At 58.5% G+C, this 18,802-nt stretch carries 13 protein-coding genes and 1 pseudogene; all 14 read left to right on the top strand.

What is annotated here, in order from left to right; genetic code table 11:
• Positions 1-7: 7 nt before the first annotated feature.
• The 14 genes and pseudogenes from cdsA to cadC all read left to right on the top strand — a co-directional run bounded on the left by cdsA (position 8) and on the right by cadC (position 18,465).
• Positions 8-850, top strand: a complete 843-nt coding sequence (gene cdsA, locus SERRSCBI_RS18905) for a phosphatidate cytidylyltransferase (protein ID WP_033644875.1) — start codon at positions 8-10, stop codon at positions 848-850.
• A gap of 27 nt (positions 851-877) precedes the next feature.
• The gene (gene rseP, locus SERRSCBI_RS18900; protein ID WP_042785781.1) at positions 878-2,233 is read left to right on the top strand and encodes a sigma E protease regulator RseP; all 1,356 of its coding nucleotides are present in this window, start codon (positions 878-880) and stop codon (positions 2,231-2,233) included.
• Positions 2,234-2,268: 35 nt separating this feature from the next.
• Positions 2,269-4,695, top strand: a complete 2,427-nt coding sequence (bamA, locus tag SERRSCBI_RS18895; RefSeq protein WP_033652498.1) for an outer membrane protein assembly factor BamA — start codon at positions 2,269-2,271, stop codon at positions 4,693-4,695.
• A gap of 156 nt (positions 4,696-4,851) precedes the next feature.
• The gene (gene skp / locus SERRSCBI_RS18890) at positions 4,852-5,349 is read left to right on the top strand and encodes a molecular chaperone Skp (protein WP_004931958.1); all 498 of its coding nucleotides are present in this window, start codon (positions 4,852-4,854) and stop codon (positions 5,347-5,349) included.
• Between the two features lie 3 nt (positions 5,350-5,352).
• Positions 5,353-6,375 (top strand): UDP-3-O-(3-hydroxymyristoyl)glucosamine N-acyltransferase, encoded by a 1,023-nt coding sequence (gene lpxD / locus SERRSCBI_RS18885; RefSeq protein WP_025304030.1) that lies wholly within the window; start codon positions 5,353-5,355, stop codon positions 6,373-6,375.
• Between the two features lie 160 nt (positions 6,376-6,535).
• Positions 6,536-6,991 carry a 3-hydroxyacyl-ACP dehydratase FabZ gene (fabZ, locus tag SERRSCBI_RS18880; protein WP_004931962.1) on the top strand — a complete coding sequence of 152 codons (456 nt, stop codon included), beginning with the start codon at positions 6,536-6,538 and terminating at the stop codon, positions 6,989-6,991.
• Between the two features lie 3 nt (positions 6,992-6,994).
• Positions 6,995-7,783, top strand: a complete 789-nt coding sequence (gene lpxA, locus SERRSCBI_RS18875; protein ID WP_033644878.1) for an acyl-ACP--UDP-N-acetylglucosamine O-acyltransferase — start codon at positions 6,995-6,997, stop codon at positions 7,781-7,783.
• A gap of 3 nt (positions 7,784-7,786) precedes the next feature.
• Positions 7,787-8,935 (top strand): lipid-A-disaccharide synthase, encoded by a 1,149-nt coding sequence (gene lpxB / locus SERRSCBI_RS18870; RefSeq protein ID WP_042785263.1) that lies wholly within the window; start codon positions 7,787-7,789, stop codon positions 8,933-8,935.
• A complete protein-coding gene (gene rnhB, locus SERRSCBI_RS18865; RefSeq protein WP_033644879.1) occupies positions 8,932-9,525 on the top strand; it encodes a ribonuclease HII in 594 nt (197 codons plus the stop codon). Before lpxB ends, rnhB begins: the two co-directional genes overlap by 4 nt.
• A gap of 77 nt (positions 9,526-9,602) precedes the next feature.
• Positions 9,603-13,091 (top strand): DNA polymerase III subunit alpha, encoded by a 3,489-nt coding sequence (dnaE, locus tag SERRSCBI_RS18860; RefSeq protein ID WP_033652500.1) that lies wholly within the window; start codon positions 9,603-9,605, stop codon positions 13,089-13,091.
• A 13-nt stretch (positions 13,092-13,104) separates the two neighbouring features.
• Positions 13,105-14,065 (top strand): annotated as a pseudogene (gene accA / locus SERRSCBI_RS18855) (acetyl-CoA carboxylase carboxyl transferase subunit alpha).
• Between the two features lie 112 nt (positions 14,066-14,177).
• Positions 14,178-16,322: a lysine decarboxylase LdcC gene (locus tag SERRSCBI_RS18850; protein WP_042785262.1), complete on the top strand. Its 2,145-nt coding sequence runs from the start codon at positions 14,178-14,180 to the stop codon at positions 16,320-16,322.
• A gap of 107 nt (positions 16,323-16,429) precedes the next feature.
• Entirely contained in the window at positions 16,430-16,819 is a 390-nt protein-coding gene (locus SERRSCBI_RS18845; protein ID WP_042785261.1) for a VOC family protein, read from the top strand.
• Between the two features lie 89 nt (positions 16,820-16,908).
• Complete coding sequence (gene cadC / locus SERRSCBI_RS18840; RefSeq protein WP_042785260.1) at positions 16,909-18,465, top strand: lysine decarboxylation/transport transcriptional activator CadC; 1,557 nt, start codon at positions 16,909-16,911, stop codon at positions 18,463-18,465.
• Positions 18,466-18,802: the final 337 nt, after the last annotated feature.

Below are 18,802 nucleotides of genomic sequence, written 5' to 3'. Positions count from 1 at the left end.
AGAACTTTTGCTGAAGTATCGCCTCATAACTGCTCTGATTTTAATCCCGATCGTTATCGCGGCGCTGTTCCTGTTGCCGCCGTTGGCCTTTGCTCTGGTAACGCTCGTCGTGTGCATGTTAGCTGCCTGGGAGTGGGGCCAATTGGCCGGTTTTACCTCCCGTTCGCAGCGCATCTGGTTGGCGATACTGTGCGGTTTTCTGCTTGCGCTGATGATGCTCAGCGTCCCCGCTTACCATCAATCCGTGCCGCAGATAAGCGGCTCGCTGTGGCTGTCGTTGGCCTGGTGGCTGGCGGCGTTGCTGTTGGTGCTGTTCTATCCCGGCTCGGCCGCTATCTGGCGCAATTCGCGCCCGCTGCGCCTGCTGTTTGGCCTGCTGACCATCGTGCCGTTTTTCTGGGGCATGCTGGCGCTGCGCCAGTTCGGCTACGAGCAAAACCCGTTTACCGGCGCCTGGTGGCTGCTGTACGTGATGTTGCTGGTGTGGGGCGCAGATTCCGGTGCCTACATGTTCGGCAAGCTGTTCGGCAAGCATAAGCTGGCGCCGAAGGTCTCACCGGGCAAAACGTGGGAAGGGTTGATCGGCGGGTTGCTGACGTCGGCGGTGATCTCGTGGCTGTTCGGCCGCTACGCGCCGCTGAACGTGGTGCCGACCACGCTGCTGGCCTGTTCGGTGATCGCCGCGCTGGCTTCGGTGCTGGGCGATTTGACCGAAAGCATGTTCAAACGCGAAGCGGGCATCAAGGACAGCGGGCATTTGATTCCCGGTCATGGCGGCATACTGGATCGTATCGACAGCCTGACCGCGGCGGTGCCGGTGTTTGCCTGCCTGATGCTGTTGGTGTTTTAATCCGTCGATGACGGAAAGTGAGGGATGATGGTCAGCGTGCTTTGGAACCTGGTGGCGTTTCTGATTGCGCTCGGTATCTTGATTACCGTGCATGAGTTCGGACACTTTTGGGTTGCCCGTCGTTGCGGCGTGCGCGTTGAACGCTTCTCCATCGGCTTTGGCCGGGCGCTGTGGCGCCGAACCGATCGCCAGGGCACCGAGTACGTTATCGCTCTGATCCCGCTCGGCGGCTACGTGAAGATGCTGGACGAGCGCGTGGAGTCGGTGGCGCCGGAGATGCGCCACCAGGCCTTCAACAATAAAACCGTCTGGCAGCGCGCGGCTATCATCAGCGCCGGCCCCATCGCCAACTTCCTGTTTGCTATCCTTGCCTACTGGCTGGTGTTCATCATCGGCGTGCCGAGTTTCCGTCCGGTGATCGGCGAAATCGCGCCGCAATCGATCGCCGCCAAGGCTGAAATTTCGTCTGGCATGGAACTAAAGTCGGTTGACGGCATCGAAACGCCTGATTGGGAGTCAGTTCGTCTGGCGCTGGTGGCGAAGATTGGCGATGTGCAAACCGAAGTCGGCGTAGCGCCGTTCGGCTCTTCGCAGGTGGTGACCAAAACCCTGGACTTGCGCCAGTGGAATTTTGAACCGGACAAGCAGGATCCCGTTGTCGCGCTGGGGATTATGCCGCGCGGCCCGCAGATCGAATCCGTGTTGGCGGAAGTGCAGCCGAACTCGGCGGCGCAAAAGGCGGGTTTACAAGCGGGGGACAGGATCGTTAAAGTCGATGGTCAGCCGTTGGGTCGTTGGCAGACGCTGGTGAAGCGTATCCACGATGGCCCGGGGCAACCGCTGGCTTTGGAGATTGAAAGAAACGGCGCCCCCTTGTCTTTGACGCTGATACCGGATACAAAGCCGGTGGGAAAAGACAAATCGGTGGGGTTTGCAGGCATCATTCCAAAGGTGCTGCCGCTGCCGGAAGAGTATAAGACGATTCGCCAGTATGGACCGTTCCCGGCGCTGTATCAGGCCGGCGACAAGACCTGGCAGCTGATGCGGCTGACGGTCAACATGCTGGGCAAATTAATAACCGGTGATGTAAAGCTGAACAACCTGAGTGGCCCGATCTCGATTGCACAGGGAGCTGGGGCGTCAGCCGGAGTCGGATTCGTGTATTATCTGATGTTCCTGGCGTTGATTAGCGTCAACCTGGGGATCATCAACCTGTTCCCATTACCGGTGTTAGATGGTGGGCATCTCCTCTTCCTGGCGATAGAAAAGCTGAAGGGTGGGCCGGTTTCCGAGCGAGTACAGGACTACAGCTACCGCATAGGTTCGATCGTGTTGGTGTTGTTGATGGGTCTTGCACTTTTCAATGATTTTTCCCGCCTTTAGGGGCGGGGATAGGTTAGGAAGAACGCATAACAACGATGGCGATGAAAAAGTTGCTCATAGCGTCGCTGCTGTTTGGCAGCGCCACCGTATACGGTGCAGACGGGTTCGTAGTGAAAGACATTCATTTCGAAGGCCTGCAGCGAGTTGCCGTCGGTGCGGCGTTACTCAACATGCCGGTTCGCGTCGGCGATACCGTCACTGACGATGACATCAGTAATACCATTCGTGCCTTGTTTGCCACCGGCAACTTCGAGGACGTGCGCGTACTGCGCGATGGTAATACCTTGATCGTGCAGGTGAAGGAACGTCCTACCATCGCCAGCATCACTTTCTCCGGCAACAAGTCGGTGAAGGATGACATGCTCAAGCAAAACCTGGAAGCCTCCGGCGTCCGGGTGGGCGAGGCGCTCGACCGCACCACGATTTCCAGCATTGAAAAAGGGCTGGAAGACTTCTATTACAGCGTTGGTAAATACAGCGCCTCGGTGAAAGCCGTGGTCACGCCGTTGCCGCGCAACCGTGTCGACCTGAAGCTGGTGTTCACGGAAGGGGTCTCCGCCAAGATTCAACAAATCAACATCGTCGGCAACCATGCCTTCACCAACGATGAACTGATCTCGCGCTTCCAACTGCGTGACGAAGTGCCGTGGTGGAACCTGGTCGGCGATCGCAAATACCAGAAGCAAAAACTGGCGGGCGATCTCGAAACCCTGCGCAGCTTCTATCTGGATCGCGGCTATGCCCGCTTTAACATCGATTCTACCCAGGTGAGCCTGACGCCGGATAAAAAAGGCATCTACATCACCATCAACATCACCGAAGGCGATCAGTACAAGCTTTCTGATGTTGTCGTGAACGGCAACCTGGCCGGCCACTCGGCGGAAGTCGCTCAGATCACCAAAATCGAGCCGGGCGAGCTGTATAACGGCAGCAAAGTGACCAAAATGGAAGACAACATCAAAACGATGTTGGGCCGTTATGGTTACGCCTACCCGCGCGTCGGCACCCAGCCGGAGATCAATGACGCGGATAAAACCGTCAAGCTGCACGTCAACGTTGACGCGGGCAACCGTTTCTACGTGCGCCGCATCAAGTTCGAAGGCAACGACACCAGCAAGGATTCCGTACTGCGTCGCGAAATGCGCCAGATGGAAGGCGCCTGGCTCGGCAACGAGCAGGTCGAGCAGGGCAAGGAGCGTCTGAACCGCCTGGGCTACTTCGAAACGGTCGATGTGGAAACCCAGCGTGTGCCTGGCACTGCCGATCAGGTCGACGTGACCTACAAGGTGAAAGAACGCAACACCGGTACCTTTAACTTCGGCGTCGGTTACGGCACCGAGAGCGGCGTCAGCTTCCAGGCCGGCGTGCAGCAGGATAATTGGTTGGGTACCGGCTACTCGGTCGGCATCAGCGGCACCAAGAACGATTACCAGACGTATACCGAATTCTCGGTCACCAACCCGTACTTCACCGTTGACGGTGTGAGCCTGGGCGGCCGCGTCTTCTACAACGACTTTAAAGCGGATAACGCGGATCTGTCCGACTACACCAACAAGAGTTACGGTGTTGACGGCACGCTGGGCTTCCCGATCAACGAAAACAACTCGTTGCGCACCGGCCTGGGCTATGTCCACAACGGCCTGTCGAACATGCAACCGCAGATCGCCATGTGGCGTTACCTCGACTCGATGGGTGTGGATGCGAACAAGACCGACCGCGCCAGCTACTCGACGGACGACTTTACCCTGAACCTGGGCTGGACCTACAACAACCTGGACCGCGGCTACTTCCCGACTTCGGGTAACCGCACCACGTTGAACGGCAAGGTCACCATTCCGGGCTCGGACAACGAATACTACAAGGTGACGCTGGACAGCGTACAGTACGTGCCGATCAACGACGACCGCACCTGGGTGCTGTTGGGTCGCGGCCGTCTGGGTTACGCGGATGGGCTGGGCGGCAAGGAAATGCCGTTCTACGAGAACTTCTACGCCGGTGGTTCGAGCACCGTGCGTGGCTTCCAGTCCAACACCATTGGTCCGAAGGCGGTGTACTACAACTCCAATTCGTACCAGTGCCAGTTCAACGCCGGCAGCACCACCGATCGTCAGAGCATCTGTGGTTCGGATGACGCGGTGGGCGGTAACGCCATGGCGGTCGCCAGCCTGGAGCTGATCACCCCAACGCCGTTCATCAGCGAGAAATACGCCAACTCTGTGCGCACGTCGCTGTTCATCGATGCGGGTACCGTGTGGGATACCAAGTGGAAGAATACCAACGAGACGCTGATGTACGGCGTGCCGGACTACAGCAAGGCCAGCAATATTCGTTCTTCCGCCGGTATCGCGCTGCAGTGGATGTCGCCATTGGGGCCATTGGTGTTCTCTTACGCCAACCCGATCAAGAAATACGAAGGCGACAAGTCCGAACAGTTCCAGTTTAACATCGGTAAGACCTGGTAACGGGTCTCGCCTCTGGGCATAACAGTTATTAAGAATCGCAATGGCCAGGCGCCCGCCGGCAGAGGGAGATGATTCTCATTGTTTGGTGGGATAAGTCTGGCAAATTGTGTACTTCAGTGTCATATGACACAAATGGGTGATGGTAAGGAGTTTATAGTGAAAAAGTGGTTGTGTGCCGCAGGCCTCGGTTTAGCAATGGCTGCTTCAGCTGGCGTTCAGGCAGCAGATAAGATCGCTGTCGTTAACGTCTCCAGCATTTTCCAACAGCTGCCGGCCCGCGAAGCGGTCGCTAAACAGCTGGAAAACGAGTTTAAAGGCCGTGCAAGCGAACTCCAGAACATGGAACGTAGCCTGCAGACCAAAATGCAACGTCTGCAGCGTGACGGCGCTACCATGAAAGCCAGCGACCGCAGCAAGTTGGAAAAAGACGTGATGGCGCAGCGCGAGCAGTTCTCTCAGAAAGCCCAGGCTTTCGAGCAGGACAACCGTCGTCGCCAGATGGAAGAGCGTAACAAGATCCTGAGCCGCATTCAGGACGCGGTGAAATCTGTCGCGAGCAAAGGCGGTTATGACGTGGTGATCGACGCCAACGCTGTTGCCTATGCAGACTCTTCCAAAGATATCACTGCTGACGTGCTGAAACAGGTTAAATAACACATGCTTTCAATTCGACTGGCTGATTTAGCGCAGCAGTTGGATGCACAATTGCACGGTGATGGCGATCTCGTCATCACCGGCATTGCTTCTATGCATTCGGCACAGCCTGGCCAAATCACGTTTTTGTCAAACAGCCGCTATCAAGAGCAGCTGTCTTCCTGCCAGGCAAGCGCCGTGGTGCTTACCGAAGCGGATTTACCACACTGCCGTGCTGCGGCGCTGGTGGTTAAGAACCCTTACCTGACCTATGCGCGCATGGCGCAACTGATGGACACCACGCCGTCGCCGGCTCAGGATATCGCGCCAAGCGCGGTGATCTCGCCTGAAGCGCAGCTGGGGCAGAACGTCGCCATTGGGGCGAACGCGGTGATCGAGTCGGGTGCGGTGCTTGGCGATAACGTGGTTATCGGCCCGGGCTGCTTCATCGGCAAACACGCACGCATCGGCGCGGGAACGCGTCTGTGGGCGAACGTAACGATTTATCATGCGGTCGAAATCGGCCAGCGCTGCCTGATTCAGTCGGGCACCGTGATCGGCGCAGACGGTTTCGGCTATGCGAATGAGCGCGGCGAGTGGATCAAGATCCCTCAGTTGGGCACGGTGATTATCGGCGATCGCGTCGAAATCGGCGCTTGCACCACCATTGACCGCGGCGCTTTGGATAACACCCAAATCGGGAATGGTGTTATCATCGACAACCAATGCCAGATTGCACATAACGTCGTGATTGGCGACAATACCGCCGTCGCCGGCGGTGTGATCATGGCCGGCAGCCTGAAAATCGGCCGCTACTGCCAGATTGGCGGCGCCAGCGTGATCAACGGTCACATGGAAATTGCCGACAAGGTTGTTGTTACCGGAATGGGAATGGTTATGCGACCAATCACCGAACCTGGGGTATACTCTTCGGGCATTCCGTTGCAGCCTAACAAGGTTTGGCGTAAAACCGCTGCGTTGGTAATGAATATCGATGAGATCAGCAAACGCTTGAAAGCTGTCGAACGTAAAGTCGGAAAAGACTAATCATTGCCGCCCGCTCTCGCGGGTACAAAACGAAACGCGTTGGTCGTGAGACCAAAAGCGCAAAGAGATGTTAATTTGCGGCCTGCATGATGATCTCCTTTTGGGGTCAGCGCAGGCCGTGTTGTTGATGCCATCAGTTTTTAGAGACAGGAAGAGTATTTTGACTACTGACACTCATACTCTGGATATTGCAGAAATTTTGGATCTGCTTCCTCACCGTTACCCGTTCTTGCTGGTCGACCGCGTCCTCGAGTTTGAAGAGCACAAATATCTGCGTGCGGTGAAGAACGTATCGGTGAATGAACCGTTTTTCCAGGGCCACTTCCCTGGCAAACCGATTTTCCCAGGCGTATTGATCCTGGAAGCCATGGCGCAGGCCACCGGCATCCTGGCGTTTAAAAGCGTCGGCAAACTGGAACCGGGCGAGCTGTATTACTTCGCCGGTATCGATGAAGCTCGCTTCAAGCGCCCTGTGGTGCCAGGCGATCAGATGGTCATGGAAGTCACCTTCGAGAAAACTCGCCGCGGTCTGACTCGCTTCAAAGGCGTGGCGACTGTTGACGGTAAAATTGTCTGCGAAGCAACCATGATGTGTGCCCGCAGCCGGGAGGCTTAATCCGTGATTGACCAAACCGCCTTTATCCATCCTAGCGCGATAGTCGAAGAAGGCGCCGTGATTGGCGCCGGCGTGCATATCGGCCCTTTCTGCTACGTCGGCTCCCAGGTGGAAATCGGCGCCGGCACGGTGCTGAAATCCCACGTGGTGGTAAACGGCATTACCAAGATTGGCCGCGATAACCAGATTTATCAGTTCGCCTCTATCGGCGAAGTGAATCAGGATCTGAAATACGCGGGCGAGCCGACGCGTGTGGAAGTGGGCGATCGCAATCGCATCCGCGAAAGCGTCACCATCCACCGCGGCACCGCGCAGGGCACCGGCCTGACCAAAGTGGGCAACGATAACCTGCTGATGGTCAACGTGCACGTCGCCCACGACTGCGTAGTTGGCAACGCTTGCGTGCTGGCCAACAACGCCACGCTGGCGGGGCATGTGGAAATCGACGATCACGCCATCATCGGCGGCATGACGGCGATCCATCAGTTCTGCATTATCGGCGCGCATGTGATGGTAGGCGGTTGTTCCGGTGTCGCTCAGGATGTGCCTCCTTTCGTCATCGCTCAGGGCAACCACGCTACGCCGTTCGGCGTCAACGCGGTCGGCCTCAAGCGCCGCGGTTTTGACAAGGATGAAATGCAGGCGATCCGCAACGCCTACAAAATCCTGTATCGCAGCGAAAAAACGCTGGATGAAGCGAAAGCGGAAATCGAAGCCCTGGCCAAAGAGCAGCCGGTGGTGCAGCAGTACCTCGATTTCTTCACCCGTTCTACCCGTGGCATCATTCGCTGAGTTATGTCGAATCGTCCATTGACTATCGGATTGGTCGCCGGAGAAACCTCCGGTGACATTCTCGGCGCCGGTTTGATCCGTGCGCTCAAGGCGCAGATCCCCGACGCGCGTTTCGTTGGCGTCGCCGGCCCGCTGATGCAGGCCGAAGGGTGCGAGGCCTGGTACGAAATGGAAGAGCTGGCGGTAATGGGCGTGGTGGAAGTGCTCGAGCGCTTGCCACGCCTGTTGAAGATCCGCAAGGATCTCACCTGCCGCTTCGGTGAGCTGCGGCCGGACGTGTTTGTCGGCATCGACGCGCCGGACTTCAACATCACGCTGGAAGGCCGCCTCAAGCAGCGCGGCATTCGCACCATCCACTATGTCAGCCCTTCCGTGTGGGCCTGGCGACAAAAGCGCGTTTTCAAAATAGGCAAAGCCACCGATTTGGTGCTGGCCTTTCTCCCTTTCGAAAAAGCGTTTTACGATCGTTTCAACGTCCCCTGCCGGTTTATCGGTCACACCATGGCGGACGCCATGCCGCTGCAGCCCGATCGGTTGGCGGCGCGCGCTCAGCTTGGCATCGCTCCGCAGGCGCGCTGTTTGGCCTTGTTGCCGGGCAGCCGCGGCGCCGAAGTCGAGATGCTGAGCGCCGACTTCCTCAAAACCGCGCAGTTGCTGCGCACGCGTTATCCCGAGCTGGAAGTGGTGGTGCCGCTGGTCAACGCCAAACGGCGTGAGCAGTTTGAGCGCATCAAGGCCGAAGTGGCGCCGGATCTGACCGTACACCTGCTGAATGGGCAGGGGCGTGAAGCGATGATCGCCAGCGACGCGGCGCTGCTGGCATCCGGCACGGCGGCGCTGGAATGCATGCTGGCCAAGTGCCCGATGGTCGTGGGCTATCGCATGAAGCCGTTCACTTTCTGGTTGGCGCAGAAGCTGGTGAAAACGCCTTATGTCTCGCTGCCGAATCTGCTGGCGGGGCGGGAGATCGTCACCGAACTGCTGCAGCATGACTGCGTCCCGGACAAACTGGCCGCCGCCGTGATGCCGCTGCTGGAAGAGAGCCCGGAAACCGACGCGCTGAAACAGACTTTCCTTACCTTGCACCAAAGCATCCGTTGCGGTGCGGACGAACAGGCCGCTCAGGCTGTGTTGGAGCTGGCGAAAGCATGATTGAACCCTTTATCTATCCCGCTGCCACGCTGATTGCCGGTGTGGACGAAGTGGGCCGCGGCCCGTTGGTCGGCGCGGTGGTCACCGCCGCCGTGATCCTCGATCCGGCGCGGCCGATCGTCGGGCTGGCGGACTCCAAAAAGCTCAGTGAAAAACGCCGGCTGGCGCTGTATGACGAAATCGTCGCCAAAGCGCTCTCCTGGAGCCTGGGGCGCGCCGAACCGGCGGAAATCGACCAGCTGAACATTTTGCACGCCACCATGTTGGCGATGCAGCGCGCGGTGGCCGGGTTGCATATCGCGCCGGACATGGTTTTAATCGACGGTAACCGTTGCCCGAGCTTGCCGATGCGTTCGCAGGCGGTGGTGAAGGGCGACAGCCGCGTGGCGGAAATCAGCGCGGCATCCATTCTGGCGAAGGTCACGCGCGATCGCGAAATGGCCGAGCTGGACAGCGAGTTCCCGGACTACGGTTTCGCGCAGCATAAAGGCTACCCGACCGCCTTCCACCTGGAGCGGCTGGCCGCGCTGGGCGCCACCGAGCATCATCGCCGCAGCTTCGCGCCGGTGAAAAGGGCGCTCGCGCTGTAGCCTGCGAGCCTGACCGGCTCGACGATAGCATTAACCCGGGCTCAGCACGCTGAGCCCCTTCAATCAGGTATCTGGAGATGGCCGAACCTCGTTTTATTCACCTGCGCGTCCACAGTGACTACTCCATGATTGATGGATTGGCCAAGACGGCGCCGCTGGTGAAAAGAGCCGCCGCGTTAGCCATGCCTGCTCTGGCAATCACCGATTTCACCAACCTGTGCGGGCTGGTGAAGTTCTACGGCAGCGCGCACGGCGCCGGGATCAAACCGATCATCGGCGCGGATTTCCATGTGCAAAGCGAAGTCTTGGGCGACGAACTCGCTCAACTGACGGTGCTGGCCAGCAACAACGAAGGCTACCAGAACTTAACGCTGCTGATTTCCCGCGCCTATCAGCGCGGCTACGGCGCCGCCGGCCCGATCATCGATCGCGACTGGCTGATTGAACATCGCGAAGGGCTGATCCTGCTCTCCGGCGCGCGTCAGGGCGACGTCGGCAAGTTCCTGCTGCGCGGCAACCAGGCGCAGGTGGATCAGTGTCTGGATTTCTACCAGCAATATTTCCCGGACTGCTACTACCTGGAGTTGATCCGCACCGGCCGCCCGGATGAAGAGAACTATCTGCATGCGGCGGTGGCGTTGGCCACCGAGCGCGGTTTGCCTGTGGTGGCCACCAACGACGTGCGTTTCCTGGTGGAAGATGACTTCGACGCCCATGAGATCCGCGTCGCCATCCACGACGGCTTTACGCTGGACGATCCCAAGCGGCCGCGCAACTACAGCCCGCAACAATACATGCGCAGCGAAGACGAGATGTGCGAGCTGTTCGCCGACATCCCGGAAGCGCTGCTGAACAGCGTCGAAATCGCCAAACGCTGTAACGTCACCATTCGCCTCGGCGAGTACTTCCTGCCGCAGTTCCCGACCGGCGATATGAGCACCGAGGACTTCCTGGTACTCAAATCGAAAGAGGGGCTGGAAGAGCGCCTCGAGTTCCTGTTCCCCGATCCTGAAGTGCGCGCGCAGCGCCGCCCGGAATACGACGAGCGTCTGGACGTCGAGCTGAAAGTGATCAACCAGATGGGGTTCCCCGGCTACTTCCTGATCGTGATGGAATTTATCCAGTGGTCGAAGGACAACAACGTGCCGGTGGGCCCAGGGCGTGGCTCCGGCGCCGGTTCGCTGGTGGCCTATGCGTTGAAAATCACCGACCTCGATCCGCTGGAATTCGACCTGCTGTTCGAACGCTTCCTGAACCCGGAACGTGTCTCGATGCCCGACTTCGACGTCGACTTCTGCATGGAGAAACGTGACCAGGTAATCGAGCACGTGGCGGAGATGTACGGCCGCGAAGCGGTATCGCAGATCATCACCTTCGGCACCATGGCGGCGAAAGCGGTTATCCGCGACGTAGGCCGCGTGTTGGGGCACCCGTACGGGTTCGTCGATCGCATCTCCAAACTGGTGCCGCCGGATCCGGGCATGACGCTGGAGAAAGCCTTCGCCGCCGAACCGCAGCTGCCGGAGATTTACGAGGCCGACGAAGAGGTCAAAGCGCTGATCGACATGGCGCGCAAGCTGGAAGGGGTGACGCGCAACGCCGGTAAACACGCCGGTGGCGTGGTGATCGCGCCGACCAAGATCACCGACTTCGCGCCGCTGTACTGCGATGCCGAAGGGAACCACCCGGTGACCCAGTTCGACAAGAACGACGTGGAATACGCCGGGCTGGTGAAGTTCGACTTCCTCGGTCTGCGCACCCTGACCATCATCGACTGGGCGCTGGAGATGATTAACGCCCGGCGCGCCAAGACCGGGCTGGAACCGATCGACATCGCTGCCATCCCGCTCGATGACAAGAAAAGCTTCGACATGCTGCAGCGTTCGGAAACCACGGCGGTGTTCCAGCTTGAATCGCGCGGCATGAAAGATTTGATCAAACGTCTGAAGCCCGACTGCTTCGAAGACATGATCGCACTGGTGGCGCTGTTCCGTCCGGGGCCGCTGCAGTCGGGCATGGTGGATAACTTCATCGACCGCAAACATGGCCGCGAAGAGATCTCCTACCCGGACATTCAGTGGCAGCATGAGTCGCTCAAGCCGGTGCTGGAGCCGACCTACGGCATCATCCTGTATCAGGAACAGGTGATGCAGATTGCCCAGGTGCTGGCCGGCTATACGCTGGGCGGCGCGGACATGCTGCGCCGTGCGATGGGTAAAAAGAACCCGGTCGAAATGGCCAAGCAGCGCGGCGGCTTTGAAGACGGCGCCAAAGCGCGCGGCATCGACGGCGAACTGTCGGTGAAAATCTTCGACCTGGTGGAGAAATTCGCCGGTTATGGCTTCAATAAATCGCACTCCGCCGCCTACGCGCTGGTGTCGTACCAGACGCTGTGGCTGAAGGCGCACTATCCGGCCGAGTTTATGGCGGCGGTGATGACCGCCGATATGGACAACACCGACAAAGTGGTGGGTCTGGTGGACGAATGCTGGCGCATGGGGCTGAAGATCCTGCCGCCGGACATCAACAGCGGCCTGTATCACTTCCACGTCAACGACGACGGCGAGATCGTTTACGGCATCGGCGCCATCAAGGGCGTGGGGGAAGGGCCGATCGAAGCCATTATCGAAGCGCGCAACAGCGGCGAGCAAGGTTATTTCAAAGACCTGTTCGATCTCTGCGCGCGCTCCGACATCAAGAAACTGAACCGCCGCATTCTGGAAAAACTGATCATGTCCGGGGCGTTCGATCGCCTTGGGCCACACCGCGCCGCGCTGATGAATTCGCTCGGCGACGCGTTGAAAGCGGCGGATCAGCATGCGAAAGCCGAAGCTATCGGCCAGGTGGACATGTTTGGCGTGCTGGCGGAAGCGCCGGAGCAGGTGGAGCAATCCTACGCCAACATCGCGCCCTGGCCGGAGCAGGTGGTGTTGGACGGTGAACGGGAAACGCTGGGGCTGTACCTGACCGGCCACCCGATCACCCAATACCTCAAGGAGATCGAACGTTACGCCGGTGGCCAGCGTTTGAAAGACATGCACCCGACGGATCGGGGCAAAATGACTACCGCCGTCGGGTTGGTGGTCGCCGCGCGGGTGATGGTGACCAAGCGCGGCAACCGCATCGGCATCTGTACGCTGGATGACCGTTCGGGCCGTCTGGAAGTGATGCTATTCACCGAAGCGTTAGAAAAATACCAGCATTTGTTGGAAAAAGACCGTATCCTTATCGCCAGTGGACAGGTCAGCTTTGATGACTTTAGCGGCGGGCTTAAAATGATGGCCCGCGAGGTAATGGACATCAGTGAAGCCCGGGAAAAATACGCTCGCGGGCTTGCTATCTCGCTGACTGACAGGCAAATTGATGACCAGCTTTTGAACCGTCTCCGTCAGTCGTTGGAACCCCATCGCTCGGGGACGATTCCAGTGCATCTCTACTATCAACGGGAAGATGCGCGAGCCAAGCTGCGTTTTGGCGCAACCTGGCGCGTGACGCCCACCGACCGCTTGTTGATAGACTTGCGGACGTTGGTAGGCAATGAGCAGGTGGACTTGGAATTTGACTAAAAATAGGAATGCTATGAGTCTGAATTTTCTTGATTTTGAACAGCCGATTGCAGAGCTGGAAGCGAAAATTGACTCGCTGACTGCAGTCAGCCGTCAAGACGAAAAATTAGATATTAATCTGGACGAAGAGGTTCAGCGCCTGCGTGAAAAGAGCGTTGAGCTGACGCGCAAGATTTTTTGCCGATCTTGGGGCCTGGCAGATTGCCCAATTGGCACGCCACCCGCGCCGTCCTTATACCCTGGATTATATCAAACACATCTTTACCGACTTCGAAGAGTTGGCGGGCGATCGCGCTTACGCCGACGACAAAGCGATCGTCGGGGGGATTGCGCGTCTGGATGGCCGCCCGGTGATGATCATCGGGCACCAGAAAGGCCGTGAGACCAAAGAGAAGATCCGCCGCAACTTCGGCATGCCGGCGCCGGAAGGCTACCGCAAGGCGCTGCGCCTGATGGAAATGGCCGCCCGCTTCAAAATGCCGATCATCACCTTTATCGATACCCCGGGCGCTTATCCGGGCGTGGGCGCGGAAGAACGCGGCCAGTCGGAAGCCATCGCGCGCAACCTGCGTGAGATGTCGCGCCTGAACGTACCGGTCATCTGCACCGTCATCGGTGAAGGCGGCTCGGGCGGCGCGCTGGCGATCGGCGTGGGCGACAAGGTGAACATGCTGCAGTACAGCACTTACTCGGTGATTTCGCCGGAAGGCTGCGCCTCCATCCTGTGGAAGAGCGCCGACAAGGCGCCGCTGGCTGCGGAAGCGATGGGCATCACCGCACCGCGTCTGAAAGAGCTGAAGCTGATCGACTCGGTGATCCCGGAGCCGCTGGGTTCCGCGCACCGCGACGTGCCGGCGATGGCCGCCGCGCTGAAAGCGCAGCTGCTGGCCGATCTGAAAGATCTGGATGGCCTGAACGACGAAGAGTTGCTCAACCGCCGTTACCAGCGTCTGATGAACTACGGCTACTGCTGAGTTGCGATCTTCACGGTAATAAACCGCCTTCGGGCGGTTTTTTTTTGGTCTACACACCGCCGGATTTTCGTGGTGTTATAGAGACTTGGCCGTTAACTGACAGGAGCTGCCGATGAATATCATCGCCATCATGGGCCCGACGGGCGTCTACTACAAAGATGAGCCGATCCGCGAGCTCCACGCGGCGCTGGGCGCGATGGGATTCCAGCTGGTATACCCCAAAAACAGCGGTGACCTGCTGAAGCTGATCGAAGCCAATGCCCGCATCTGCGGCGTGATCTTCGACTGGGACGATTACAGCCTGGAGCTGTGCAGCGAGATCAACGAGCTGAACGAATACCTGCCGCTGTACGCCTTTATCAATACTCACTCCACCTTCGACGTCAGCCTGCATGAAATGCGCATGGTGCTCTATTTCTTCGAGTATGGCCTGAATGCGGCAGACGATATCGCGCAGCGCATCCAGCAATACACGGCGGAATACATCGACACCATTACGCCGCCGCTGACCAAGGCGCTGTTCAACTACGTGCGCGAAGGAAAGTACACCTTTTGCACGCCGGGCCACATGGCCGGCACCGCGTTCCAGAAAAGCCCGGTGGGCTGCCTGTTCTATGACTTCTTCGGCGCCAATACCCTGAAGGCCGACATCTCGATTTCGGTCACCGAGCTCGGGTCGCTGCTGGATCACACCGGCCCGCATCTGGAGGCCGAAGAGTACATCGCGCGCACCTTCAATGCCGAGCAGAGCTATCTGGTCACCAACGGCACCTCCACCGCCAACAAAATTGTCGGCATGTATTCAGCGCCGGCGGGCAGCACGGTGCTGATCGACCGCAACTGCCACAAATCGCTGTGCCACCTGCTGATGATGAGTGATATCGTGCCGATCTATCTGCGCCCGCTGCGCAACGCCTACGGCATCCTCGGCGGCATTCCGCAGCGCGAGTTTACCCGCGCCAGCATCGCCGCGCGGGTGCAGGAGACCCCGAACGCCACCTGGCCGGTGCATGCGGTGATCACCAATTCCACCTATGACGGCCTGCTGTACAACACCGACTACATCAAGCAGACGCTGGAGGTGCCGTCGATCCACTTCGACTCCGCCTGGGTGCCTTACACCAACTTCCACCCGATTTACGACGGCAAGAGCGGCATGAGCGGCGATCGGGTGCCCGGCAAGGTTTTCTACGAAACCCAATCCACCCACAAGCTGCTGGCGGCCTTCTCGCAGGCCTCGATGATTCATATCAAGGGCGACTACGACGAGAGCACCTTCAACGAAGCCTACATGATGCACACCACCACTTCGCCGCACTACGGCATCGTGGCGTCGATGGAGACCGCCGCCGCCATGCTGCGCGGCAATCCGGGGCGCCGCTTGATCAACCGTTCGGTGGAGCGCGCGCTGCATTTTCGCCGTGAAGTGCAGCGGCTGCGCGAGGAAAGCGACAGCTGGTTCTTCGATATCTGGCAGCCGGAAGAGATCGATGAAGCGCAGTGCTGGCCGCTGGATCCGGACGATAACTGGCACGGTTTCGGCCAGACCGATCGCGATCATATGTATCTCGATCCGATCAAGGTGACGATCCTGACGCCGGGCATGAATGAACTGGGGGCGCTGGAGGAAGAGGGGATCCCGGCGGCGCTGGTGGCGAAGTACCTCGACGAGCGCGGCATCGTGGTGGAGAAGACCGGGCCGTACAACCTGCTGTTCCTGTTCAGCATCGGCATCGATAAAACCAAGGCGATGAGCCTGCTGCGCGGCCTGACCGACTTCAAGCGCGCCTACGATCTCAACCTGCGGGTGAAGAACATGCTGCCGGATCTGTACGCCGAGGATCCGGATTTCTATCGCCATATGCGCATTCAGGATCTGGCCGCCGGTATTCATCGCCTGATCTGCCAACACGATCTGCCGCGCCTGATGCAGCGGGCGTTTGACGTGCTGCCGGAAATGAAGCTGACGCCGCACCAGATGTTCCAGGAGCAGGTGCGCGGCAATGTGGAAACCTGCGAGCTGGATCAGTTGGTGGGCAAAGTGGCGGCCAATATGATACTGCCTTATCCGCCGGGCGTGCCGCTGGTGATGCCGGGGGAAATGATCACCGAAGAGAGCCGGGCGGTGCTCGATTTCCTGCTGATGCTGTGCTCGATCGGCGAACGCTATCCCGGTTTTGAAACCGATATCCACGGCGCCAAGCTGACGGAAGACGGACGCTATCTGGTGAAGGTGCTGAAAGCCCCGCAGCCGTAAGGCCATAATGCGCCCGGCGGTTTGGAAAGATGCGCCGGGCTTCCTCATTGACGGCCTCATCGCCGCCGGATACCGTGCACCATCAGAATGAACAGGAGAGGGTTTCTATGCTGGCATTACGTCAGGTGCATCACATCGCGATCATTGGCGCGGACTACGCCGCCAGTAAGCATTTCTATTGCGACATTCTCGGCTTTACCCTGCTGAGTGAAGTTTACCGCGAGGAGCGTGACTCCTGGAAAGCGGATCTGGCGCTCAACGGGCAATACACCCTCGAGCTGTTTTCTTTCCCTTCGCCGCCGGCCCGCGTCAGCCGCCCGGAGGCTTGCGGCCTGCGCCATCTGGCGTTCAGCGTTGACGATATCGAGCAGGCTATCGCCCATCTGCAGGCGGCCGGCGTCGCCTGCGAACCGGTACGCGTCGATCCTTATACTCAATCTCGTTTTACCTTTTTCAGCGATCCCGATGGTTTACCGTTAGAATTATACGAGAGTTAACGGCTTAATCGCCTCCCGGCGGCCACAGCCGGGGGCGATTATGCTATGATCGCGCCCTTGCCCCACATGCCTACAGAGTTATTTCCGCCATGCAAGAGCCTGCTTTTCGCGTCGGGGAGTGGCTGGTTACCCCTGCCGACAACACCATCAGCCGTAACGGCCGCCAGAAAACGCTGGAACCGCGCCTGATCGACATGCTGTGCTATTTCGCCCGGCACCCCGATGTGGTGTTGAGCCGCGACGAGCTGATCGATAGCGTTTGGAAGCGCAATATCGTCACTAATCACGTGGTGACCCAATGCATTTCAGAACTGCGCAAATACCTGAAAGACGGCGACAGCGACAGTCCGGAATACATTATCACCGTGCCTAAGCGCGGGTATAAGTTGGCGGCTTCGGTGATCTGGTGTGAAGACGGGGAGTCGCAGCCCGCCCCTGCGCCGGCGCCGCAGATTGCGGTGATCATGCATGAGCCGGAAGACGGCAGCGATGATGAAGACGATACGCCGTACGTGCCGCCGAGCCGGACCCGAACGCCGGTTGCCGCGCCCGGCGAAAAGCAGCCGCGCTTCTATCGCCGCTCGACGTTCTGGGTGTGGCTGGCGTTTCTGGCGGCGCTCAGCGTCTGCGTGGCGTTTGTCGGCATCGCCACGCTGTCGCAGCGCGTGCCGGTATCGACCATGCCGGTGCTGCTCAATCCGCGCGATATCGATATCCGCATCCAGGGCGGCGAGAGCTGCAGCAACTGGATGCCGCAGCTCTCCTATGTGGTGGGCGTCAGCGAGCTGATCACCGATTCGCTCAACACCTACTCGACCTTCCTGGTGCACGACCAAACCAATTACAACTATTCCGGCCCCAGCAACTCGGGCAAGTCGCTGTATATCGAGTTCGTCAATCAGCGCCACTACCGCGCCCAGCAGTGTTTTCTGTCCGTGCGGCTGGTGGATAACGCCGACAGCTCAATCATGTTGGACAAGCGTTACTTCATTACCGCCGATAACCAGCTGAAGATCCAAAGCGACTTCCTCGCCAGCCTGTCCGCCGCGCTGAAACAGCCCTGGCCGCCGCAGCTGGAACAGCGTCTGGCACAGCTGCTGCCGGACAACGGGCCGCTGCTGCAGCGCTTCTACCAGGCGCATCAATTGTTGATCCATGGCGACGCCGATTCGTTGACTCGCGCCAGCGCGCAGCTGAGCGAGCTGATTAAAAGCGCGCCTAATTTCCACTACCTGCTGGCGGAAAAAGCGCTGGTGGATGTGCTGCGCAACTCTTATCAACCGTTCGACAGCCAGGGGCTGGCGCAATTGCGCGCCGATATCAGCCATCTGGCGACGATCCCCGAATTGAAAAATACGCCGATCGTGCAGCAAGTTCTGGCGGTTGATGCGCTGGCGCAGGGACGCATTGACGATGCGCACCGGGCGATCGAGCTGGGGATTGAGTTGCAAATGTCGTGGCTGAATTATGTGCTGCTGGGCAAAGTGTATGAAATGCAGGGGCAGAATCATTTGGCGGCGGATTCTTATATTACCGCGTTCAACCTGCGCCCCGGTGAAGATACCTTGCATTGGATCACCAATGGCGTATTCCAGACGTCATTGACCAACGTGGTGCCTTATTTAAATAACTATCAGCGCCAATAATTCACCAGAACCACGCCGCCATTATTCTCAGGGAATTCCGGCGGCGTTATTTATTGGTGAAGACATGTTGCGCCATTGTGTTATTTTGCTGCGCAATATCGTTCCTTTTCTGCTGTTTGTTATTCGTGATTAACCTGGTTATTATCCTGTTTTTTAACGATGTTTATCTTTTCTTTAGCTTACCTTTTTATCTTGATGTGTTAATCAAAAACCTCAGATTATCATTTGTATGATCATGAGCGTAATCTCACTTTATCTTTAGGACTTTATTTCTGCCGATGGTTAGCATCCTGACTATCAAGCCGGCTCATTAAAATCTTTTATTTATGGGTGTGGC

This window comes from Serratia sp. SCBI (genome assembly GCF_000747565.1).
GTDB classification, from domain to species: domain Bacteria; phylum Pseudomonadota; class Gammaproteobacteria; order Enterobacterales; family Enterobacteriaceae; genus Serratia; species Serratia ureilytica.
This window is presented reverse-complemented; position numbering and strand designations above follow the sequence as displayed.

What these genes read in the sequence shown, in the direction of transcription:
- cadC (WP_042785260.1), top strand. Translation starts at nt 16,909, where the DNA reads ATGCAAGAGCCTGCTTTTCGCGTCGGGGAGTGGCTGGTTACCCCTGCC.
- lpxD (WP_025304030.1), top strand. Translation starts at nt 5,353, where the DNA reads ATGCTTTCAATTCGACTGGCTGATTTAGCGCAGCAGTTGGATGCACAA.
- rnhB (WP_033644879.1), top strand. Translation starts at nt 8,932, where the DNA reads ATGATTGAACCCTTTATCTATCCCGCTGCCACGCTGATTGCCGGTGTG.
- bamA (WP_033652498.1), top strand. Translation starts at nt 2,269, where the DNA reads ATGGCGATGAAAAAGTTGCTCATAGCGTCGCTGCTGTTTGGCAGCGCC.
- SERRSCBI_RS18850 (WP_042785262.1), top strand. Translation starts at nt 14,178, where the DNA reads ATGAATATCATCGCCATCATGGGCCCGACGGGCGTCTACTACAAAGAT.
- lpxB (WP_042785263.1), top strand. Translation starts at nt 7,787, where the DNA reads ATGTCGAATCGTCCATTGACTATCGGATTGGTCGCCGGAGAAACCTCC.
- rseP (WP_042785781.1), top strand. Translation starts at nt 878, where the DNA reads ATGGTCAGCGTGCTTTGGAACCTGGTGGCGTTTCTGATTGCGCTCGGT.
- SERRSCBI_RS18845 (WP_042785261.1), top strand. Translation starts at nt 16,430, where the DNA reads ATGCTGGCATTACGTCAGGTGCATCACATCGCGATCATTGGCGCGGAC.
- dnaE (WP_033652500.1), top strand. Translation starts at nt 9,603, where the DNA reads ATGGCCGAACCTCGTTTTATTCACCTGCGCGTCCACAGTGACTACTCC.